This is a genomic window from Exiguobacterium sp. s40 (assembly GCF_018617905.1).
Classification (GTDB): Bacteria; Bacillota; Bacilli; order Exiguobacteriales; family Exiguobacteriaceae; genus Exiguobacterium; species Exiguobacterium mexicanum_A.
Window position 1 is genome coordinate 59271 of sequence record NZ_JACSLC010000004.1, and the last position, 23205, is coordinate 82475.

Annotated in this window: 22 protein-coding genes; all 22 read left to right on the forward strand. The window is 54.5% G+C overall.

Features of this window, described 5'->3' with window-relative positions; all coding sequences use genetic code 11:
- Positions 1-2: 2 nt before the first annotated feature.
- The 22 genes from KNP02_RS04915 (at position 3) to pyrE (ending at position 23083) form a co-directional block, all read left to right on the forward strand.
- Complete coding sequence (locus tag KNP02_RS04915) at positions 3-773, forward strand: cell division protein FtsQ/DivIB (protein ID WP_214707402.1); 771 nt, start codon at positions 3-5, stop codon at positions 771-773.
- A gap of 227 nt (positions 774-1000) precedes the next feature.
- The gene (gene ftsA / locus KNP02_RS04920; RefSeq protein ID WP_034777079.1) at positions 1001-2290 is read left to right on the forward strand and encodes a cell division protein FtsA; all 1290 of its coding nucleotides are present in this window, start codon (positions 1001-1003) and stop codon (positions 2288-2290) included.
- Positions 2291-2338: 48 nt separating this feature from the next.
- A complete protein-coding gene (gene ftsZ, locus KNP02_RS04925) occupies positions 2339-3484 on the forward strand; it encodes a cell division protein FtsZ (protein WP_034777081.1) in 1146 nt (381 codons plus the stop codon).
- Between the two features lie 55 nt (positions 3485-3539).
- Positions 3540-4301, forward strand: coding sequence for a peptidoglycan editing factor PgeF (gene pgeF, locus KNP02_RS04930; RefSeq protein WP_214707404.1), 762 nt, complete (start codon positions 3540-3542; stop codon positions 4299-4301).
- Positions 4298-4951 carry a YggS family pyridoxal phosphate-dependent enzyme gene (locus tag KNP02_RS04935; protein WP_034777085.1) on the forward strand — a complete coding sequence of 218 codons (654 nt, stop codon included), beginning with the start codon at positions 4298-4300 and terminating at the stop codon, positions 4949-4951. Before pgeF ends, KNP02_RS04935 begins: the two co-directional genes overlap by 4 nt.
- 23 nt (positions 4952-4974) lie before the next feature.
- The gene (locus KNP02_RS04940) at positions 4975-5442 is read left to right on the forward strand and encodes a cell division protein SepF (protein ID WP_029595732.1); all 468 of its coding nucleotides are present in this window, start codon (positions 4975-4977) and stop codon (positions 5440-5442) included.
- Between the two features lie 4 nt (positions 5443-5446).
- Positions 5447-5719, forward strand: a complete 273-nt coding sequence (locus KNP02_RS04945) for a YggT family protein (protein WP_021067051.1) — start codon at positions 5447-5449, stop codon at positions 5717-5719.
- On the forward strand, positions 5720-6490 hold the full coding sequence (locus KNP02_RS04950; protein ID WP_214707406.1) for a YlmH family RNA-binding protein: 771 nt from the start codon (positions 5720-5722) through the stop codon (positions 6488-6490).
- Between the two features lie 18 nt (positions 6491-6508).
- Positions 6509-7054: a DivIVA domain-containing protein gene (locus tag KNP02_RS04955; RefSeq protein ID WP_021067053.1), complete on the forward strand. Its 546-nt coding sequence runs from the start codon at positions 6509-6511 to the stop codon at positions 7052-7054.
- Between the two features lie 270 nt (positions 7055-7324).
- Entirely contained in the window at positions 7325-10051 is a 2727-nt protein-coding gene (ileS, locus tag KNP02_RS04960) for an isoleucine--tRNA ligase (protein ID WP_214707408.1), read from the forward strand.
- Positions 10052-10109: 58 nt separating this feature from the next.
- A complete protein-coding gene (gene lspA, locus KNP02_RS04965; RefSeq protein ID WP_034777092.1) occupies positions 10110-10583 on the forward strand; it encodes a signal peptidase II in 474 nt (157 codons plus the stop codon).
- The gene (locus KNP02_RS04970) at positions 10583-11494 is read left to right on the forward strand and encodes an RluA family pseudouridine synthase (protein WP_034777094.1); all 912 of its coding nucleotides are present in this window, start codon (positions 10583-10585) and stop codon (positions 11492-11494) included. Before lspA ends, KNP02_RS04970 begins: the two co-directional genes overlap by 1 nt.
- A gap of 199 nt (positions 11495-11693) precedes the next feature.
- Positions 11694-12227, forward strand: coding sequence for a bifunctional pyr operon transcriptional regulator/uracil phosphoribosyltransferase PyrR (gene pyrR / locus KNP02_RS04975; protein ID WP_034777096.1), 534 nt, complete (start codon positions 11694-11696; stop codon positions 12225-12227).
- A gap of 48 nt (positions 12228-12275) precedes the next feature.
- Entirely contained in the window at positions 12276-13577 is a 1302-nt protein-coding gene (locus KNP02_RS04980; protein ID WP_214707410.1) for a uracil-xanthine permease family protein, read from the forward strand.
- A 130-nt stretch (positions 13578-13707) separates the two neighbouring features.
- Positions 13708-14613 (forward strand): aspartate carbamoyltransferase catalytic subunit, encoded by a 906-nt coding sequence (locus KNP02_RS04985; RefSeq protein WP_214707412.1) that lies wholly within the window; start codon positions 13708-13710, stop codon positions 14611-14613.
- Complete coding sequence (locus KNP02_RS04990) at positions 14610-15890, forward strand: dihydroorotase (RefSeq protein WP_214707414.1); 1281 nt, start codon at positions 14610-14612, stop codon at positions 15888-15890. Before KNP02_RS04985 ends, KNP02_RS04990 begins: the two co-directional genes overlap by 4 nt.
- Entirely contained in the window at positions 15868-16950 is a 1083-nt protein-coding gene (locus tag KNP02_RS04995) for a carbamoyl phosphate synthase small subunit (protein ID WP_128122749.1), read from the forward strand. Before KNP02_RS04990 ends, KNP02_RS04995 begins: the two co-directional genes overlap by 23 nt.
- 1 nt (position 16951) lies before the next feature.
- On the forward strand, positions 16952-20155 hold the full coding sequence (carB, locus tag KNP02_RS05000) for a carbamoyl-phosphate synthase large subunit (RefSeq protein ID WP_214707416.1): 3204 nt from the start codon (positions 16952-16954) through the stop codon (positions 20153-20155).
- Positions 20152-20871, forward strand: a complete 720-nt coding sequence (locus tag KNP02_RS05005; RefSeq protein ID WP_034777108.1) for a dihydroorotate dehydrogenase electron transfer subunit — start codon at positions 20152-20154, stop codon at positions 20869-20871. Before carB ends, KNP02_RS05005 begins: the two co-directional genes overlap by 4 nt.
- Positions 20868-21794, forward strand: a complete 927-nt coding sequence (locus KNP02_RS05010; RefSeq protein WP_034777110.1) for a dihydroorotate dehydrogenase — start codon at positions 20868-20870, stop codon at positions 21792-21794. The genes KNP02_RS05005 and KNP02_RS05010 overlap by 4 nt, the downstream gene beginning before the upstream one ends.
- Entirely contained in the window at positions 21769-22473 is a 705-nt protein-coding gene (gene pyrF, locus KNP02_RS05015) for an orotidine-5'-phosphate decarboxylase (protein WP_138859642.1), read from the forward strand. Before KNP02_RS05010 ends, pyrF begins: the two co-directional genes overlap by 26 nt.
- Positions 22457-23083 (forward strand): orotate phosphoribosyltransferase, encoded by a 627-nt coding sequence (pyrE, locus tag KNP02_RS05020; protein ID WP_034777114.1) that lies wholly within the window; start codon positions 22457-22459, stop codon positions 23081-23083. The genes pyrF and pyrE overlap by 17 nt, the downstream gene beginning before the upstream one ends.
- Positions 23084-23205 lie beyond the last annotated feature (122 nt).

The window sequence follows — 23205 nt, forward strand, 5'->3', positions numbered from 1 at the left end:
ACATGGAGACACGTCAGAACACCGTTCGTAGTTTAGAAGACCGTATCCCGTATATGAAAGATCAGCGTCGTAAAAAAGCGAACCGACGCTTGTCGACCATTTTGATCTTATTCGCGGTGCTGATCGCACTCGTCGTATATATGCAGACATCGGTCTCTGACGTGAAGGCGGTGAACGTGAACGGTCTGTCCTGGCTGACAGAAGAGTACGTGCTCGCCGGGACGGACATCGATACGTCCACAAAAATCGTTCAAGTGTCACCGAAGGAGATTGAACGAGAACTCCGCGCCGTGCCTGGAGTGAAAGATGTCGACGTCGACCGCTCATGGTATAACATCGTGACAATCGATGTCGAAGAAGAAAAGATGATCGCGTATTCGCGGACGGATCAAGAAGAAGTCGCGGTACTTGCTGATGGCTCGCTTCATCCGACTGGCGGCATCACCGACCCTGAGAAGTTAAAGGACGGTCCACTCTTGCGTGAATTCACGGACAAAGCTGAACTCGAGAAAATCGCGACTGAGCTTGAACAAGTCGATGACGCGATGCGGGCCCGGATGTCGGAAATCGTGTTCTCGAAACAAGACGGGGAATCGACTCGATATGAGATTTATATGAACGACGGCAACACGATTCAAACGCCAACGTTCAAGCTCAGTCAAACCGTGTCCAAATACGGTGAAATCTATGAAAACATTCCAAAAGGACAACGAGGAACTGTCGTCATGGATGGCGGATATTATTTCGTCCCGTATAAAAAACCGAAAGAATAATCTGATATTTTACAGTCCTTAGACACATAAGGGCTGTTTTTTTATCGATTGTAATCGAATTGACACCCCAAAACCGCTTAATTTGTAGGATTCTACCTTTTCTCACTATCTTATTTGTTGTAAACTTAGACGTGAGATATCTTGCCGGACCTAACAATATTTTTGGATATCTGTAACACTGTAACGGAATTCAAGTATAGAAATTAAAGCGCGGAGGTGTTTCCCTTTTGGAAGCGAATGGTTATGTGGCCGCATTGGATATAGGAACGTCAGAAATTAAGCTCGTCGTGGGTGAATTACTCGGGGGAACGCTTAACATTTTGGCGGAGGGGTGTGCCCCGTCTGCAGGAGTAAAACGTGGCGCCGTCGTCGACATCGATAAGACGGTTCAAGCCATCAAACAAGCCGTCGAACATGCCGAAGCGGCACTCGGTGATCAAATTCGGTCGGTATATGTTGCCATCGAAGGGGAACATATCCAAATCGCCCCATGTCACGGAATCGCGTCGGTCAAACGAGAAGACCAAGAAATCACGGATACAGATGTCATCGAAGTCATCAACTCGGCGCAAGTCATGCGCTTGCCGGACGAGATGAGCGTCATCGATGTGATCCCGTCGTCATTCACGGTCGATCAACAGACAGGTGTCGTCGATCCTCGGGGAATGCTCGGCTATCGTTTAGAGATGCACGGGAAGATGGTTACTGGTTCGAAGACGATTTTACATAGCATTCGTCGCTCCATCGAACGAGCGGGTCTGAAACTCGAAGGATTCGTCCTCGGCAACTTGGCACTCGGTATGAGCGCGGCATCTGTCGACGAAATCGATCTTGGTATCGGATTGATCGATATCGGACATGAAAAGACAACCGTCTCTGTCTTCTATCGGGGCGACCTTGTCTACTCATATATCCTTCCTGTCGGAGGCGATCATATGACACGCGACTTGGTTTACAAGCTCAACTGTAAATACCAGGACGCCAAAGTGGCGAAAGAAGAATACGGACTCGCCCTTGAAGAAATGGCCGACGCATCCGAGGGCTTCTCGTTCACGAACATTAACGGAGAAGTAACGTTCGAACCGCAAGCAGAAATTAGTTATGTTTTAGAGGCAAGAATAGAGGAAATGTTTACGCTTGTGTTGAATAGAGTGCAAAAGGTAGGCGTCCCGACGCTCAGTGGAGGATATCTCCTCTGCGGTGGGGCCGCTGCTTTACCTGGCATCCAAGAATTGGCGACTCGTGTTATGGGTCAAACGACGAGACTGTATCAGCCTTCGTCGATTGGCGTCAGACACCCGAAATACGCGACCGCGGTCGGCGTCCTCAAGTACGTGCTTATGAGCGATCATCACGTCTCGAAGTCACGACTTGAAAAGCCGGAAGAGCGCGTGACCGTCACGAAACCGGACGGCACGATGCCAAACGACCACGACCACGACGTGGATGTGGAGCGGGACGATCGCGAAACGAAAAATGGATTTGGCCGCTTAATGGAAAAACTATTTGGCGTGTAAACTTGACGTTGTGTTAACAATTGGAAATTACGTAGGGGGATACCTGAAATGATGTACTTTGATGAGGCGATTGACGCCGTAGCAAAAATTAAAGTAATTGGAGTCGGTGGTGGCGGTTCAAACGCCGTCAACCGCATGATCGAGCACGGAGTGCAAGGTGTCGAGTTCATCGCCGTCAACACAGACGCGCAAGCACTCAACATGTCAAAAGCAGACGTTAAGCTTCAACTTGGCGCGAAATTGACGCGTGGCCTCGGTGCCGGCGCAAATCCTGATATCGGGAAAAAAGCGGCAGAAGAGAGCCGTGAACAGTTGATTGAAGCGCTTGATGGCGCCGACATGGTCTTCGTCACAGCAGGTATGGGCGGAGGAACCGGGACTGGGGCTGCACCTGTCATCGCTGAGATTTCGAAAGAAATCGGAGCGCTCACGGTCGGTGTCGTCACAAAACCGTTCATGTTCGAAGGACGCAAACGGATGCAACATGCCCAACACGGGATTCAAGCGTTCAAAGAAAAAGTGGATACACTCATCGTTATTCCGAACGATAAGTTGCTTGAAATCGTCGAGCGCAATACGCCGATGATCGAAGCGTTCCGTGAAGCGGATAATGTCCTTCGTCAAGGTGTCCAAGGGATCACAGACTTGATCGCCATCCCTGGACTCATCAACCTCGACTTCGCTGACGTGAAGACGATCATGACAGAAAAAGGCTCGGCCCTCATGGGTGTCGGTGTCGCGACAGGCGAGAACCGTGCCGTCGAGGCAGCGAAGAAAGCCATCTCATCTCCACTTCTCGAGTCTTCAATCGAAGGCGCGAAAGGTGTCTTGATGAACATCACAGGCGGACTTAGCCTCAGCTTGTTCGAAGTCACGGAAGCTGCTCAAATCGTACAAAGTGCCGCTGATGAAGAAGTGAACTTGATTTTCGGTTCGGTCATCAACGAAAACTTGAACGACGAGATCATCGTAACCGTGATCGCAACTGAATTCGCAGAAGAAGCGCAAGGGACGAACCCGTTCCTCCAGCAACCGAAGAAAAAACCGGAAGCTGAAGTGAACCGTGAGGCTCAACCGAAAACGCAAGAAGCTGCGCCACAAGATGAAGGGAACTTCCATAGACCGGTCTATGGCGGGGACGTCCCAGACGAGACGATCAACATCCCAGCGTTCGTAAGACAACGCCGTAACTAAACAACAGGGGGGTGCCGGTTCTCGGCATCCCTTTTTTCTAAAAAAGGAGAATCATATGCGACTGTTACATACATGGGAAACCGAGACGGATCGCTACCGCGCCTACGTCACGACCCGGACCGATGGGCATAACGAAGGCAACGTCGGACTCCACGTCGGAGATGACCCGGATCGAGTCGTCGCCAATCGGAAGCAATTTTTCGAAGCGGCCGGTCTCGACCTCACTGATTCGGTATGGGCCGACCAAGTGCATCAAACAAACGTCGAAGTCGTCGGAGACGCTGACCGCGGCAGAGGAGCGTACCGTTACGATGAGACGATTCCGGCGACGGACGGTCTCGTCACGACGGTTGACTCGTTACCGCTCGCCCTCGTGTTCGCTGATTGTGTCCCGCTGTTCTTTTGCGCCAAAGACCATGGCGTCATTGGTGTCGCACACGCAGGCTGGAAAGGGACAGTCGGTAACATCGTGGCCTCGATGACCGATGCATTTGCAACATTGGGCGTACCGGAACAAGATATTGATATGTTTGTCGGACCAGCCATCACAGCCGACCATTACGAGGTCGACCGCCGTGTCCTTGATGCGGTCGAAGCTGTCTCGCCGGCAGCTTATGAAGCATCAGTCTCGAACGAACAGGCAGGCCATGCCCATCTATCCCTGCAACGAGTGAACGAGACGCTCGCCGCTGAACGAAATATCGAGGTGACCCAATCGAACTTGTCGACCGTAGCCGATCGAAGCTTTTTCTCATATCGGAACGGAGATGCCAAACGTCGATTTGCGGCTGTCCTCGTCAAGGAGAAGAAATCGTGAGTATAGCGAATAATGTGAATCAAGTCAGACAGACGATCGACGCGCATCGGACCGATCAAGCGGTGACGCTCATCGCGGTCACGAAATCGGTCGGTCCCGACGTGGCGAACGCCCTCTATGCGGAAGGCATCCGTGACTTCGGCGAAAATCGTCCCGAAGGATTGCTTGAAAAAGTCGAGCAGTTGCCGCCTGATGCCAAGTTTCATTTCATCGGCAGCCTGCAGACACGTAAAGTGAGACAAATTATCGACCATGTGGCAGCGATTCATTCGCTTGACCGCCTCTCGCTCGCCGAAGAAATCAATAAGCGCGCCCAAGGCGTGATCGATTGTTTCGTGCAAGTGAACATATCGGGCGAAGCATCAAAACATGGTCTCGAAAAAGAGGAAGTCATCCCGTTCATCGAGAACTGTAAACAGTATCCTCACGTGCGGATCATCGGATTGATGACGATGGCACCGTTCACAGAGGACGAGACGGTGATTCGGGAGACGTTCCGAAACTTGAGACAATTGCGCGATGACGTCGCAGGTCTTGCCTATCCGCATGCACCGTGTACCGAACTGTCAATGGGGATGTCGAACGACTACACGTTGGCAATCGAAGAAGGCGCATCGTTTGTTCGTATTGGAACCGTACTTGTGCAATAATATATTTTAAGGAGGAATCCGTTATGTCAATCAAAAACAAAATGAAGGACTTCTTTGGACTCGAGGAAGATCCGAACAACCAGTTCGAAGGAGACGAGTATGCTGTCGCCGAAACGAAGACACAACCGATGACGGAGGCAATCGTCAAAACTGAGGACCGTCCGAAAACATCGAACAATATCGTCGCGTTGAACACGAAGAAGAAAGAACGTTCAAAAGTCGTCTTGGCCGAACCGCGTGTATTCGCCGAAGCCCAAGACATCAGCGACCAATTGAAAGAGAACCGGGCCGTCATCGTCAACCTCCAACGGATGTCGAAAGAGCAGTCTCGTCAAGTCGTCAACTTCTTGTCAGGTGTCGTCTATGCGTTAGAAGGGACGATGACGTCTATTGGACATAACACGATTCTATGTACTCCAAACAACATCGAGTTGACGGGATCGATCTCGAATTTGATTTCGGAGGACGAACTCAACAGTAAAGGGTGGTAACTGAATGGAAAATGCTATACCTGCGTTAGGCAACACGATCGTTACATTACTTGGGTATTATAGTTGGGTCTTGATTGCCTATATTTTATTATCGTGGTTCCCAAATGCGCGCGAATCTAAATTTGGTCAAATTTTATCGTATCTATGCGAGCCGTTTTTAAACCCGTTTCGTCGAATCATCCCACCAATCGGCGGGATGCTCGATATCTCCCCAATCGTCGCTTTATTTGTGCTACGGATGGCACAATTTGGAGTGCGAGCGATTTTCGGTATTTAAATGAGCGTCTTCGATCATTATCGTCCGAATGAGCGCCCGTTTGTCGAGCAAGTGCTCGATTGGGTTCAACAAGTCGAGGACAACTATGTGTTTAAAGTGACGGACTTTTTAGATCCACGCGAGCAACAAATCGTCCGGCAACTCGTCGGGAAGCAGCTCGCGATTTATGAGGACGGCGGATTTGAAGGCGCGGAACGGCGTCGACTCATCCTCGCTCCGGACTATTACGAGCTCGACCCGAACGATTTTGATATCGCGATTCGTCAAATCGACTATCCAACCAAATTTGTCGAATTGACGCATCGTCAGGTGACGGGTACGCTCTTGAACGCTGGGTTGAAGCGTCAAAAATTCGGAGATGTCGTCCTCGACGATGGCGTCGCCCAATTCGCGACGACGCGTGAGGCGATTGGGTTCATCGAGATGAACGTCGACCGGGTCGGCAAGGCCCGGATTCGCATCTCAGAGGTGCCGCCCGAGTCCGTGCTCGTCGTGCCCGAAGTCAAATGGAGCGACGAGTTCGGAATCGTCTCATCGCTCCGGTTTGACACGGTCGTCAGCGAAGTGCTCGGATTATCAAGGCAAAAAGCGCAGGCGCTCGTCAAACATGGAGACTGCAAAGTGAATCATAAACCGATTGACGATGCGAGCTTCATCCTTGAACCAGACGATTTGGTCTCGATTCGAGGGTATGGCCGTGTCAAATTGACGGCGATTCTCGGCTCGACGAAACGTGAGAAAATAAAAATCCAGTATGGCATCATACGTTGAACTTAGGAGGAAAGTCGAATGGCGTTGACACCGATTGATATTCATAATAAAGAGTTCTCGACTCGTTTTCGCGGGTACGATATCGATGAGGTCAATGAATTTCTAGATCAAATCATCAAAGAGTTTGAGCTATTGATTCGTGAGAATAGAAGGTACGAAGAACTCGTCAACGATATGCAAGCCCGTATCGACTACTTCTCCTCGATGGAAGACACGTTGAACAAATCGATTATCGTCGCCCAAGAGGCTGCCGAAGAAGTGAAGACGAACGCGGCGAAAGAAGCGAGTCTCATTTTGAAGCAGGCCGAACGCGAGGCGCTCGCCCGTGAGGAAGAAGCGTCACGTAAAGAACAGCTCGCTGAGCGCGAAGTCATTCAAATGCTCAAAAAAGTCGAGTTGTACCGGACCCGCTTCCGCGTCCTCGTCGATGCTCAGATGGAGCTGTTGAACAGCACGGAATGGGACACGATTGTCGGGGAGCCGCCGGTCCAGACGGTTCTTGACGATACGACCGAACTTGCGTATAATGACGACGAAGTCATACCAACCAAACATCACGGATAATACACAATACGTCGATTAGGACACGTCGATAAAGTCATACCTACGAAGCGACTTAGGGAAGGTGCAAGCCTAAGAGAAAGACTTTATCGGTATCCCCTATGAGTGTCGGGCTGAAGTTAGTAAGCGCGACCGCCTGACCTCGTTATCGGTTACCAAGAGCGGTCTCGGGGTTTTCCCTGAGATTAGTAGGGTGGTACCGCGAGTCGACTAACTCGTCCCTATTAGGGGCGGGTTTTTTTGTTGTCAAAAAAAGATGCAGGAGGAGTTTCAATGAACTACAAAGACACACTATTGATGCCTGAAACAGAATTCGCGATGCGCGGAAACTTGCCGAAACGCGAGCCAGCCATGCACGAGGCTTGGGAACAGATGGACCTATATAACCGCGTCCAAGAAAAAAATGCCGGAAAGCCACAATACATTCTGCATGACGGACCTCCGTATGCGAACGGCGACATCCATATGGGCCATGCGCTCAACAAAGTATTGAAAGACATCATCGTCCGCTTCAAATCATTGAACGGCTACCAGTCACCGATGATCCCGGGCTGGGACACACACGGTCTCCCAATCGAGAACGCGCTTCAAAAAGCAGGCGTCAATCGTAAAGAGATGACCGTCGCCGAATTCCGCGAGAAGTGTGCGGCGTACGCGATGGAACAAGTGAACTCGCAACGCGAGCAGTTCAAGCGTCTCGGACTGATGGCTGATTTTGACAACCCATACATCACGCTATTGCCGGAATATGAGGCGGCTCAAATCCGCTTGTTCGGGACGATGGCCGAGAAGGGTTACATCTATAAAGGGAAGAAACCGGTCTACTGGTCACCGTCTTCTGAATCGGCCCTCGCCGAGGCAGAAATCGAATACTATGACAAGAAGTCACCGGCGATCTACGTGGCGTTCCAAGTCGTCGACGGCAAAGACGTCTTAGCGACAACGGACCACTTCGTCATCTGGACAACGACACCATGGACAATCCCAGCCAACCTTGGGATTGCGGTCAGCGACGAGTTGACGTACACGCGCATCGAGCACGACGGCAAAGGGTACATCGTTGCCGAAACGCTCGTCGAAGACGTGGCGACGGCGCTCGGCTGGACGGATTACACGGTGAGCGGTTCTTGGAACGGGCGCGAGTTCGAACACATGACGGCTCAGCACCCGCTTTATGACCGGACATCGCTCGTCATGATCGGCGATCACGTCACGGCTGACGCGACAGGTCTCGTCCATACGGCACCAGGTCACGGGGAAGACGATTACCGTGTCGGACAAGCTTACGGACTCGACGTCCTCTGCCCGGTCGACGACCGTGGTTATATGACAGAGGAGGCGCCAGGTTTCGAAGGTTTGTTCTATGAAGACGCGAACAAACAAATCGGCATGAAGCTTGAAGAGAACGGCTACCTCCTCAACTTGAAATTCATCAAGCACTCGTACCCGCACGACTGGCGTACGAAAAAACCGGTCATCTTCCGCGCCACACCGCAATGGTTCGCGTCAATCAAAGATTTCCGTGCCGACATGCTTCGTGAAATCGAAGAAGTGAACTGGGTACCGGAGTGGGGCATGACGCGCCTTTACAACATGGTCCGTGACCGTGGGGACTGGGTCATCAGCCGTCAACGGGCATGGGGTGTCCCGATTCCGATCTTCTACGCCGAAGACGGCACGGAGATCATCACGAACGAGACAATCGACCACATCGCCAACTTGTTCCATGAGCACGGCTCGAACGTCTGGTATGAGCGTGAAGCGAAAGACTTGTTGCCAGAAGGCTTCACACACCCGAACAGCCCGAACGGCGAGTTCCGGAAAGAACTCGACATCATGGACGTCTGGTTTGACTCAGGTTCGTCTCATGCGGGCGTACTCGAACAGCGCGATAACTTGCGCCGTCCGGCCGACTTGTACCTTGAAGGCTCGGACCAATACCGCGGCTGGTTCAACTCGTCACTCTCGACGGCAGTCGCGACGACGGGCAAAGCGCCGTATCGCAACGTGCTCAGCCACGGCTTCGTCCTCGACGGCGACGGACGTAAAATGTCGAAGTCACTCGGCAACACGATCGCACCGAACGATCTCGTCAAACAATACGGAGCGGAAATCGTCCGTCTTTGGGTATCGTCGGTCGACTATCAGTCGGATGTCCGCGCATCGCACGATAACTTCAAACAAGTGTCGGAAGTCTACCGGAAGATCCGCAACACGTTGCGCTTCTTGCTCGGTAACTTGAACGGGTTCGACCCATCGATGCGTGTCGCCTTCGAAGACATGCCGGAAGCGGACCGCTTCATGGCGACAAAACTCAAGCAACTTCAGACGAAAGTCGTCAAAGCGTACGACACGTTCGATTTCATGGCTGTCTATCACTTGAGCCATAACTTCTGTGTCAACGAGTTGTCGTCGTTCTATCTCGACTTCACGAAAGATATTCTGTATATCGAACGTGAAGACGACGCACGTCGTCGTGCCGTTCAAACGGTCATGTATGACACGGTCGTCACGCTCACAAAATTGCTCGCACCAATCCTCCCGCACACAGCGGACGAAGTGTGGCAAGAAGTGCCGGCGAAGACAGCTGATAGCGTCTTCTTGACAGACCTTGACGAAGTAGCGGCATTGTCGGAAGACGAGAAGGCATTGCTTGCTAAATGGTCGAAGTTCCTCACGTTCCGTGACGACGTCTTGAAAGCGATCGAGATCGCCCGTGGCGAGAAGTTGATCGGTAAACCGCTCGAAGCGAAACTACAAGTCGCGCCAAAAGGTGAGACGAAACAGTTGCTCGAGACGATCGATAACGTTCGTCAGTTGCTTCAAGTGTCGCAACTCGATTACGTCGAATCGGCCGATGTCGATTATGCGACGGCCGAAATCAGCGTCATGAAGGCTGACGGTGCCGCTTGTGCCCGTTGCTGGACATACTCGACCGAGCTCGGTCAAAATGCTGAACATCCAGAGCTTTGCCCGCGTTGTACTGAAGTCATCGCATAAGCCGGACCGGAGTGGCGATCGTCCACTCCGGTTTCTTATGACTTGAAAGGAGAATCTGATGAAACGTTATTACGGATTAGCACTTTTCCTCATCTTGCTCGACCAAGTAACGAAATGGATTGTCGTCCAGACGATGACGATCGGGCAGTCAATCGAGCTCATCCCAGAATTGCTCTACTTGACGTCTTACCGCAATAAAGGCGCGGCCTGGGGCATGCTCGAAGGGCAGATGGTGTTCTTCTTCATCGTCACTGCGGTCGTCGTCGTCGGCTTGATTTATTTCTTGCATAAAGAAGTGAACGGGTTTGATTTGCTCGGTTATAGCGTCGGGTTACTGCTCGCCGGTGCGATCGGGAACTTCATCGACCGTCTGTTCCGTGGTGAAGTCGTCGATTTCGTCGACACGTATCCGTTCGGCTACAACTTCCCAATCTTTAACGTCGCCGATATGGCGCTCACGTTCGGGGTCATCTTCATGATCATCGGTGTCTTGTTCGAAGAAAAATTAAACAAAGAAAGGGGACAATCGTAATGGAAACTTACACATTTGTCGCCGAAGAAAAGGCACGTATCGACAAATGGATGAGCGAACAAAGTGACTGGTCACGTTCGCAAATCCAAGACTGGATCAAGGCGGGGGACCTCCTCGTCAACGGCCAGGTCGTCAAGCCGAACTATAAACTGCAAGAAGGCGACGAAATCGTCGTGACGGTCCCGGAGGCCGTCGAACTCGAGGTGTTGCCAGAGAATATCAAGCTCGACGTCGTTTATGAGGACGAGGATGTCATCGTCGTCAACAAGGCACGCGGCATGGTCGTCCATCCGGCGGCTGGTCATACGTCAGGCACGCTCGTCAACGCACTCCTCTATCACTGTGACGATTTGTCAGGTATTAACGGTGTCAAACGACCAGGCATCGTCCACCGCATCGATAAAGACACGACCGGTCTCCTCATGGTCGCGAAAAACGATGTGGCCCACGAATCGCTTGCGAGCCAGTTGAAGGATCGTAAAATCAAGCGTGAATATATCGCTCTCGTCCACGGCGAAGTTGCCCATGAGCTCGGGACGATCGAGGCGCCAATCGGGCGTGACACGAACGACCGTCAGCGGATGACAGTGACGGACAAGAACGCGAAAGAAGCAATCACGCACTTCCGTCTGCTCGAGCGGTATAAAGACTTCACACTCGTCGAGTGTAAGCTCGAGACGGGACGGACGCACCAAATCCGTGTTCATATGCGTTATATCGGCCATCCGCTCGCTGGTGACCCGAAATATGGTCCGCGCCGCACGATTCAATTGAACGGACAAGCTCTCCATGCGGCGACGCTCGGTTTCTTCCATCCACGCACGGACGAATGGCTCGAATTCGAGGCGCCGCTCCCGGCCGACTTCGAAGCGGAACTTGCAAAATTGGACAAAATCGAGAAAACGCGTTGACTTTCAACCGATTCCGATTTATAGTCTAGGAAGCATAACACCTTTAAACCCAGTCCAGAGAGGCTGTGAAAGGATTGTGGCTGCTGCCACGACACGTCGATTATTTGAGGCAGAGGTCTGCCCTCACATATGAAGACTTCCTTTTCCAGCCGGATGAGGAAGTCTTCTTTTTGTATAATTTGAGAGAGGGGGGAAACGTTTGAAACGTTCTACCATATTGGATGAAGCGGCCATCCGCCGTGCACTTACCCGAATCGCTCACGAGATCATCGAGCGCAACAAAGGAACGGACAACGTCGTGCTCGTCGGGATTAAAACCCGAGGCGAGACGCTCGCCGACCGACTCGCCCGCCGCATCGAAGAAATCGAAGGCAAACCGATCGCGCTCGGTAACTTAGATATCACGCTGTACCGGGATGACCTGTCTAAGAAGTCACTCGACCCGGAAGTGAAAGCGACTGAACTGCCACACGACATCAACGGCAAGACGGTCGTCTTGATTGACGATGTCCTCTACACGGGCCGGACGGTGCGAGCCGCCATGGACGCACTCGTCGACCACGGTCGCCCGGATTACATCCAGCTCGCTGTCTTGATCGACCGGGGACACCGCGAGCTACCGATTCGCCCAGACTTCGTCGGCAAGAACGTCCCGACCTCGAAGTCAGAACAAGTCGTCGTCCGACTCAGTGAAGTCGACACGACCGACGAAGTGTTTATCAAACAGCAATAATCCAAAACCTTTAAGGTGGTCCAGAGAGGCCAGGAAGGAGAACCACATATGAAACCCATCCTCAACATCCACGAGCGTCCCGCTCACTTACCGCAATGGCTGCTCTTCAGCCTGCAGCACGTCTTCGCCATGTTCGGAGCGACGATTCTAGTCCCGATTTTGACGGGCCTAAGCACGTCCGTCGCCCTCGTCGCTTCCGGTGTGGCCACGCTCTCATTCCTAGCGATTACCCGCTTCAAAGTCCCGACCTATCTCGGGTCAAGTTTCGCCTACATCGCCCCGATCATCGCCGTCAGCCAGCAATGGGGTGTCGAAGCCGCCTTGTTCGGTGGCATCATCGCCGGATCGGTTTACGGTGTCGTCTCGCTCATCATCTATAAGACAGGTGTGAACTGGTTGCTGCGCCTCTTGCCGCCAGTCGTCGTCGGTCCTGTTATCATGGTCATCGGCTTATCGCTCGCGCCGGTCGCCATCGACATGTCGATGAATAAAGACGGTGCCTACAATGGAACGTTCATCACCGTCGCGCTTCTCACGCTCGGCATCACGATGTTCGCTATGACAACGCTCAAAGGAGTATGGGGCGCCGTACCGATCTTGTTCGGTATCATCGGTGGTTACATCATCGCCGCCCTGTTCGGCATCATCGACTACTCGGCGCTCGGTCAAGCGAGCTTGTTCCAACTGCCTGACTTCACGATGGTGTTCGTCGACTACATGCCGATGTGGCAAGTCGGAGCACTGCTCGCCATCGTCCCGGTCGCGCTCGTCACGATGACGGAACATATCGGCGACCAAATGGTCACGTCAAAAATCATCGGACGCGAAACGATGAAAGATCCAGGTCTCCATCGGACACTCCTCGGCGACGGGGTCGGGAAAGCGGTCGCCTCGGCGCTCGGTGGTCCACCATGTACGACTTACGGTGAGAACAACGGGGTCATGGCCATCACGAAAGTGTACAGTGTCTACGTCATCGCCGGAGCAGCGCTCATGGCTATCAGCTTTGGTTTCCTTGGTCACGTCGAAGCGTTCATCTCGACGATCCCGAACCCGGTCAAAGGCGGCATCTCGATCCTCTTGTTCGGAGTCATCGCTTCGAACGGTCTGCGGACGATGGTCGAAAGCAACGTCGACCTCGCTGAGAAACGCAATCTCATCATCGCCTCGGTCATCCTCGTCATCGGACTTGGTGGGGCCATGGTCCAACTTGGAAGCTTCCCGGTTCAAGGGATGGCACTCGCCACAGTCGTCGGGATTCTCTTGAACGCCTTCTTGCCAAAAGAAGAAGCGGTCGACGAAGCTGCTTCCGAAACAACTGAAGATACACGACAAGCAAGTAACTTTTAATTCGATCCCGTGAGGTCGGCAAAGTGAAGGCTCGTTTATTTGGGTGTAGTCTACCCAAATGAAGGCGTCCCTTCACGTAGGTGAAGAGACGCCTTTTCTCTTTGCCTTCACACAAAAGGAGGAGACGAACATGAACTTAATCAAACAACAACCGAAGCATTTTGTCAGTCTGGATACGCTCTCGCTCGACGAGATCATGGGATTGATCGAGGAGTCGCTACGCTACAAACAAGGGGACATGCCACCCTTGTTCGACGGCAAGACGGTCGCGAACTTGTTCTTTGAAAACTCGACGCGAACGAAAAATTCGTTTCAAATGGCCGAACGGCACTTGAAAGTACAAGAGATTCCGTTCGACGTGGCGACGTCATCGGTGACGAAAGGCGAGACGCTGTACGACACGTGCAAGACACTCGAGGCAATCGGGGTCGATGCCCTCGTCATCCGCCATCCGGAGTCGGGCTATTACCATGAACTCGTTGAAAAGTTGAACATCCCGGTGTTGAACGGCGGTGACGGGAGCGGGGAGCACCCCTCGCAGTCACTGTTAGACCTCGTCACGATCTTTGAAGAGTTCAAGACGTTCGAAGGGTTGAACATCGCCATCTGCGGCGACCTCGTCCATAGCCGCGTCGCACGTTCGAACGCAAGCGTATTGAAACGCCTGGGGGCGAACGTCGTCGGCTGCAGCCCCGCCTCTTGGTGGGACGAATCGATGGGGCTCGAACATCGGGACCTCGACGATGTGTTAGCGGACTGTGACGTCGTCATGCTGCTCCGCGTCCAGCACGAACGCCACATCATGGGCGACATCTTCTCGAAGGAAGATTATCATGCGCGCTACGGGTTGACGCCCGAACGCGTCGACCGAATGAAAGGGCAAGCGATCATCATGCATCCGGCACCGGTCAACCGTGACGTCGAAATCGCCGGCAGTTTGATTGAACATCCGAAGTCGAGGATCTTTCCACAGATGACGAACGGCGTTTACGCCCGGATGGCCATTTTAAATCGAGCATTAGGGGGACAATTATGATACTTCAACACGCAACTTGGTATGACGGGAACACGAAACGGACGACGAATCTATTGATCGAGGACGGCGAAATCCGCTCGATCGACTATGACGGCACGACCGAAGGACATGAAGTGATCGATGCGACAGGGAAGCTCCTCATTCCGGGGCTCGTCGATGTCCACGTTCATTTGCGCGAGCCGGGCGGGGAGAAGAAAGAGACGATCAAAACGGGGACCGAGGCGGCTGCGGCCGGCGGGTTCACCACAATCTGCGCCATGCCGAACACACGTCCCGTCCCGGACGACCGGGCGACGATGGACCAGCTCCTGGCTAAAATCGAGCAAGACGCAAGCGTACGCGTCCTTCCATACGCCGCCATCACGAAACGACAGCTCGGCACCGAACAAGTCGACATGGCTTCGCTCGCAGATGCGTTCGCGTTCACCGATGACGGCGTTGGCGTCCAATCGGCGGCGATGATGCGTGAGGCGATGCGGGAAGCGAAACGTCTCGATAAGGCGGTCGTCGCCCACTGCGAGGACAATACGCTCAAGGCCGGTTCGGTCCATGAAGGCCGGTTCAGTGAAGAACACGGCATCAAAGGCATCCCGAGCCTCGCCGAAAGCATCCATATCGCCCGTGACGTCTTGATTGCCGAAGAGACGGGCTGTCACTATCACGTCTGCCACGTCTCGTCACGACAGTCGGTGCGCGTCATACGCGACGCCAAACGAGCCGGCATCCGGGTGACGGCCGAAGTGACACCGCATCACCTCGTCCTCTGTGAAGACGATATCCCGGGCCTCGACCCGAACTTTAAAATGAATCCGCCGCTCCGGAGCCGTGACGACCGTGAGGCGCTCCTTGAAGGCTTGTTCGACGGGACGATCGATATGATTGCGACGGACCACGCCCCGCACACGGCCGAAGAAAAAGCGGCCGGCATGGAACGGGCCCCGTTCGGCATCACCGGATTCGAGACAGCGTTCCCGCTCTTGTACACGACGTTCGTCAAGACGGGTCAGATGGAAGAAGCGGCGCTCATCGACTGGATGACGAAACGTCCGAGCGACGTGTTCGGGTTACCGTACGGTGTGATTGAAGTCGGACGGGCGGCAGACTTTGCCCTCATCGATACGGAGACGGAGCAAGGGGTCGATCCGACGACATTCCGCTCGAAAGGAAAAAACACACCGTTCGCGGGGATGAAACTGGTAGGCTGGCCGGTCATGACGATCGCGGCTGGAAAAATCGTATATAAGGGGAGATTCGATGAAACGAACATTATGGCTTGAGGACGGCACTTCATTTGTAGGAACAGCATTCGGCGCAGACGTCGAGACGATCGGGGAAGTCGTCTTTCAGACCGGGATGACCGGGTATCAGGAGATGTTGTCGGACCCATCGTACTGCGACCAGCTCATCGTGCTGACGAACCCGTTGATCGGCAACTACGGCGTCAACCGGGAAGATTTTGAGACGACCGTACCGATGGCGAAAGGACTCATCGTGAAAGAAGTGTGCGACTTGCCTTCGAACTTCCGCTCGACCGCAACGCTCAGCGATACGCTTCTCCGCTTCAATATCCCAGGTCTAGCAGGGGTCGACACGCGGATGTTGACGCGTCATCTCCGCTCACGTGGCGTCATGCGCGGCGTCATGGTCGATGGGGAATCGACGTGGGCATCGGTCCAGGATCGCTTTGACGTCCTTCTTCCGACTGATCAAGTCGAGCGCGTCTCGACAAAGCGGGCGTATGTCAGCACGGGCCGCGGGCCGCGTATCGCCCTCATCGACTTCGGTGCGAAACTCGGCATCATGCGTGAACTCGTGAAGCGCGACTGTGAAGTCGTCGTCTTGCCGCACGACGTGACGGCCGACGAAGTGATGCGCTATGAACCGGATGGCGTCATGCTGTCGAACGGACCGGGGGACCCGAAAGACGTCCCGACGGCGTTGCCGCTCATCGAGCGCCTCATGCCGGTGTTGCCGATTTTCGGAATTTGTCTCGGCCATCAGTTGATCGCACTCGCGAGCGGGGCCAATACGTTCAAACTCCCGTTCGGCCATCGCGGCGCCAACCATCCGGTGCTCGAACTTGAGACCGGCGCGGTGACGATCACATCCCAAAACCACGGCTACGCGGTCGATGAGGCATCACTCGCGACGACCGGACTCGTCGTCACGCATCGCGCCGTCAACGATGGCACGGTCGAAGGGGTGAAGCACTTGCATCATCCGACGTTCTCGGTCCAATACCATCCGGAAGCGGCACCGGGTCCATATGACGCCAACGACTTATTTGACCGCTTCATGCAGATCGTCCAAGAAAACAAACAGAAAGTAGGAATGTGACATGCCAAAACGACCAGATATTCAGAAAATCCTTGTAATCGGATCCGGCCCGATCGTCATCGGACAGGCGGCAGAATTTGACTATGCTGGTACCCAGGCGTGTCTTGCCTTGAAAGAAGAAGGATACGAGGTCATCCTCGTCAACTCGAACCCGGCCACGATCATGACCGACCCGACGACGGCGGACCGCGTCTACATCGAACCGCTCGAACCGGAGTTCGTCGAGCGGATCATCCGTCAAGAACGTCCGGACGCGCTCCTCGCCACACTCGGCGGCCAGACCGGCCTCAACTTGGCGATGGAACTCGACCGCCGCGGCGTGCTTGAAGATTGCGGCGTCGAATTGCTCGGGACGAAATTATCGGCCATCGAACAGGCTGAGGACCGGGAACAGTTCCGCGACCTCATGTATAAACTCGGGCACGGGGTCCCGGAAAGCGAGATCGTGCAGTCACTCGAGTCGGCTTGGGGCTTTGCGGAACGAATCGGCTACCCGATCATCATCCGTCCGGCGTACACACTCGGAGGAACCGGTGGCGGGATCGCCCATGACCGGAATGAATTTGAGCAGTTCGTCGAATCGGGGCTGAAAGCGAGCCCGGTGACACAAGTGTTGCTCGAAAAATCGATCGCTGGCATGAAAGAAGTCGAGTATGAAGTGATGCGCGATTCGAGCGACCAGGCAATCATCGTCTGTGCGATGGAAAACTTTGATCCGGTCGGGGTCCATACGGGCGACTCGATCGTCTTCGCACCGACACAAACACTGTCTGACCGCGACTATCAGATGCTTCGAAGCGTCTCACTCGACATCATCCGCGCCCTCGGCATCGAAGGCGGATGTAACATCCAATTCGCCCTCGACCCGGACAGCTTCACGTATTACGTCATCGAGGTCAATCCGCGTGTCTCGCGCAGTTCGGCGCTCGCCTCGAAAGCGACGGGGTACCCGATCGCCAAGCTGGCTGCGAAAGTGGCGGTCGGATACAAGTTGTCAGAACTGAAGAACCCAGTGACGGAGACGAGTTACGCCTCGTTCGAACCGGCGCTCGACTATGTCGTCGCCAAAATCCCGCGCTTCGCCTTCGATAAGTTCGAGACGGCTGATCGTCGCCTCGGCACGCAGATGAAAGCGACCGGGGAAGTGATGGCGATCGGCCGTAACTTGGAAGAAGCACTCTTGAAGGCCGTCCGTTCGCTCGAACTCGGGACAGAAGACTTGGCCGTGCCACGCCTCGCGCAACTAAGCACCGCGGAGCTCGACCGCGAACTGACGACACCGACGGATGAGCGGTTGTGGATGCTCTATGAGGCGCTCCGCCGCGGCTACTCGACAGAACAGTTGCATGAGCTGACAAAAATCGATCGTTTCTTCTTATCGAAACTCGCTCGGATTTGGCAACAAGAAGAGACGCTTCAGCATGAGCCGCTTTCGAAAGAACGCCTCATCGAGACGAAACGTCTCGGCTTCAGCGATAAGATGATCGCCCGAATCACGAATGAGACTGTGGAGACGGTGACATCGCTTCGGAACGACTGGGGCATCCGCCCGGTGTATAAGATGGTCGACACGTGTGCGGCCGAGTTCGCTTCGGAGACACCATACTTTTACGGGACGTACGAAGTCGAGAACGAGGCCGTGAAGACGGACAAACCATCGATTCTCGTCCTCGGTTCGGGACCGATCCGGATCGGGCAAGGTGTCGAATTCGACTACGCGACCGTCCACTCGATTCAGACGATCCGTGACGCAGGCTACGAAGCGATCATCATCAACAATAACCCGGAGACGGTGTCGACCGACTTCTCAATCTCGGACCGGCTCTACTTCGAACCGCTCACGACCGAAGACGTGCTCGAGGTCATCCGCAACGAACAGCCGCTCGGCGTCATCGTCCAGTTCGGCGGCCAGACGGCGATCAACTTGGCGGCCTCGCTCGAAGCGGAAGGGGTCCAAATTTTAGGGACGTCGCTTGAAGATATCGACCGCGCCGAAGACCGGAAAGCGTTCGAAGCGACGCTCTCGGCCGAACGACTCGCCCAACCGCCGGGCAAGACGGCGGTCACGGTCGAAGAGGCCGTCGCTTGTGCCGATATGCTCGGTTATCCGGTACTCGTCCGCCCGTCATATGTGCTCGGAGGCCGGGCGATGGAAATCGTCTATGAGCGCTCGGAGCTCGAACGGTATATGCGCCACGCCGTCGTCGCCTCGAAAGACCGTCCCGTCCTCATCGACCGCTACTTGACGGGCATCGAGATTGAAGTCGATGCCATCTGTGACGGGACCGACGTCTATATCCCGGGCATCATGGAACATATCGAACGGGCCGGGGTCCACTCGGGCGACTCGATCGCCGTGTATCCGCCGCAACGATTGAGTGAGGCATTGAAAGAAAAAGTCGTCGATTACACGATCAAACTCGCCAAGGCGTTCCGAATCAAAGGGTTGCTCAATATCCAGTTCGTCTACGCGGACGACTTATATGTCATCGAGGTCAACCCGCGGGCGAGCCGGACCGTCCCATTCATCTCGAAAGTGACGGGCCTGCCGATTGCGCGCATCGCCACGCAGACGATTCTCGGGACGAGTCTGAAAGACTTAGGGTTAGGGACCGGCCTGCATCCAGAAGCGGACGCGATTTCGGTCAAAGTGCCAGTGTTCAGTTTCGCGAAATTAAAAGAAGTCGATCCGTCGCTCGGGCCGGAAATGAAATCGACCGGTGAAGTCATGGCGACAGACCGTACGCTCGAAAAAGCACTGTATAAAGGGCTCGTCGCCGCCGGCATGACGATCGCCTTGAAAGGGAACGTCCTATTGACGGTCGCCGACCAAGACAAGGAAGAGGCGCTCGACATCGCCCGCCGTTTCAATCGACTCGGATTCCGCCTGATGGCCACGTCCGGTACGGCGCAGGCGCTCTCAGCAGACGGCCTACCGGTCCATCCGGTCGGGAAGATCAATGAGTCTGGTGAGACGATGCTGAGCGTCATCGAACGAGGAGAAGTCGACATCGTCTTGAACACGACGACGCGTGACGCCCTCGCGACGAAAGACGGGTTCATCATCCGTCGGGCCGCGGCCGAGCAAGGCGTGCTCTGTCTGACGTCGCTCGATACGGTTAAGGCGCTGCTCCAAGTCATCGAGAGCCTGTCGTTCCAAACAACGAGTTTGCCGGAGTTCAAGACATTCGGGGTGACCGTATGAGACAACTCGCGACCATTTTATCGAACCGATTGATCGCGACAGCGACGATGGAGATGAAAGTCGAAATCGCACCGCAAGAAGTCGCGCCGGGCACGTTCTTCCACGTGAAGACGTCAGAGCTGTTGCGCCGGCCGCTCTCGGTCGCGAACGTCGAAGGCAACGTCGTCACGTTCCTGTATAAAGTCATCGGCAGCGGGACGGCAGATTTGGCCGCTCGTCGGACGGGAGACGTCTTGGACGTCCTCGGACCGCTCGGCAACGGTTTCCCGCTCGAGCAAACAGGCAAGCGTGTCGTCCTCGTCGGTGGGGGCATCGGGGTGCCACCGCTCTACTACACGCGGCGTCTGCTCGCCGCACGCGGGATTGAGACGGTGGCGATTCTCGGGTTTGATACGAAAACGAGCATTTTTTATGAAGACGCGTTCCGTGAACTGGGGGAGACGATCATCACGACGGTCGACGGAACGTATGGGGAAATGGGATTTGTGACCGGCCCGCTCGCGCGGGTCGAGGCCGATGTGTTGTTCAGCTGTGGACCGGAACCGATGTTGAAGGCAGTCGCCGCATCACATATCGAAGAGCGATATATCTCAATCGAGAATCGGATGGGGTGTGGCATTGGAGCTTGTTTCGCTTGCGTGTGCGAAGCGCCAGGCGGTTACGTCAAAGTGTGCAGTGACGGACCGGTATTTCGTGCGGAAGAGGTGACGCTATGAGATTACACGTCGATTTGCCAGGCTTACAGTTGAAAAATCCGATCATGCCGGCGTCAGGCTGTTTCGGATTCGGTGAAGAGTTCGCCAAACTCTATGACTTATCGATATTAGGCGGTATTATGATTAAGGCGGCGACAGGCGAGTCGCGATTCGGCAACGGCACGCCCCGTGTCGCTGAGACGGCACAAGGAATGCTGAACGCCATCGGCCTTCAAAACCCAGGTGTCGACGCCATCATCGAAGACAAGCTTCCGTTCCTGTCGGGATTTGATACCGAGATCATCGCCAACGTGGCCGGCTCGACGCCAGAAGAGTATATTCACGTCGCCCGCCAGATGAGTGCCGACCCGACCATTAAAGCGCTCGAGCTGAACATTTCATGTCCGAACGTGAAGTGCGGCGGGATGCAGTTCGGGACCGATCCTGAGATGGCGGCCGAATTGACCCGGCTTGTCAAAGCGGCGTCAACGAAACCGGTTTACGTCAAACTGTCACCGAACGTCACATCGATCACGGCGATGGCCAAGGCGGTCGAAGCGGCCGGTGCCGACGGGATCACGATGATCAATACGCTCGTCGGGATGCGCATCGACGTCACGACCGGACAACCGATTCTCGCCAATCGAATCGGGGGCTTGTCTGGCCCTGCCGTCAAACCGGTCGCCATTCGGATGGTGTATGAAGTCGCTCAGGCCGTCGATATCCCGATTATCGGGATGGGCGGCGTGCGGACGGTGGACGACGTATTAGAGTTTATCTACGCAGGTGCCTCAGCGGTCGCGGTCGGAACGGCCAATTTTGAGAACCCGTACGTCTGTCAAGAAATCATCGAAGCGTTGCCGGGACGACTTGACGAACTTGGCATTGATCACATTTTAGACATCAGGGGGAAAGCTTATGAACAGACTGTATCTCGCGCTTGATGTCGAGACGGGCGCCGACGCGTTCCGTCTATTGGAACGAATCAATCAGAAACCAGCCGTCAAAGTCGGGATGGAGCTGTTCTATCGGGAAGGGGGGCGTTTTGTCGAGCAACTCGTCGACAATGGATACCCCGTCTTTTTAGACATCAAAGTCCACGACATCCCGGAGACGGCACGGCGGACGCTCCGTCAAATCGGCCGCCTCGGCGTCGAGTTGACGAACGTCCATACACTCGGCGGCGAGACGATGATGCGCTACGCCTTAGACGGCTTACGTGATGTGACCGATACGACGAAATTGATTGGGGTCACCCAGTTGACGTCGACCGATGAACGGATGCTTTCTGAAGAATTAAACATCAAAGGCGGTCTGGAGCAGGCCGTCCTTCGCCAGGCAGCCATGGCCGATCGGGCCGGACTCGACGGGGTCGTCGCGTCCGTGCATGAGGCCCGCGCGATTCACCAAGCGCTCGGCTCATCGTTTTTGACCGTGACGCCGGGTATCCGGATGAACGAGACAGTAGACGATCAAGTCCGGACCGCCACACCAAAAGCGGCGCGTGAGGCCGGCGTGTCGGCCATCGTCGTCGGCCGGCCGATCACCCGGGCCGAAGACCCGAACGCCGCATATGAATACTACTTACAGGAATGGAGTCGAACTTATGAGACAAATCGCTGAAGCTTTATTACAGATCGAGGCCGTGACCCTTTCTCCCGAGAACCCGTATACATGGTCGAGCGGGATGAAGAGTCCGATTTATTGTGACAACCGTTTGACGCTCAGCTATCCTGATGTCCGCAATCTCATCATCGATGCGCTCGTCGAAGCGATCCGTCCGCTCAACGCCGATGTCATCGCCGGGACAGCGACAGCGGGAATTCCTCATGCGACGCTTGTCGCCGACCGGCTCGGCTTGCCGCTCGTCTACGTCCGTTCGAGTGCGAAAGGACATGGGAAAGGGAATCAAATCGAAGGTCGGTTCGAGCCTGGCGCTCGTGTCGTCGTGATTGAAGATTTGTTGTCGACCGGTTCATCGAGCATCGAGGCCGCCAAAGCGATCCAGAAAGCGGGCGGGGAAGTGATCAAGATTCAAGCGATCTTTTCCTACAGTCTGAGCCGTCTTCACATCAATTTGTTGGACTCCGGTTTCACTGCGCACGCGCTGATCACACTGTTGGATGTGCTCGACGTCGCCGTCAAGAAGCGCATCATCAGTAAAGAAGAGGCTGCTACTTTACGTGACTGGCGGAATGATCCGACAGGTTGGAGCGCTCGTGTCACATCGTAATCTACCTTTCTAAGAATCCACCTCCGGGCGGATTCTTTTTCAATTGGTAACATGGCATACTGAACGTGTTAGAATAGGGAAAGCAGTTAATAAAGGAGATGTGTATGGCGTATTCTAGAATG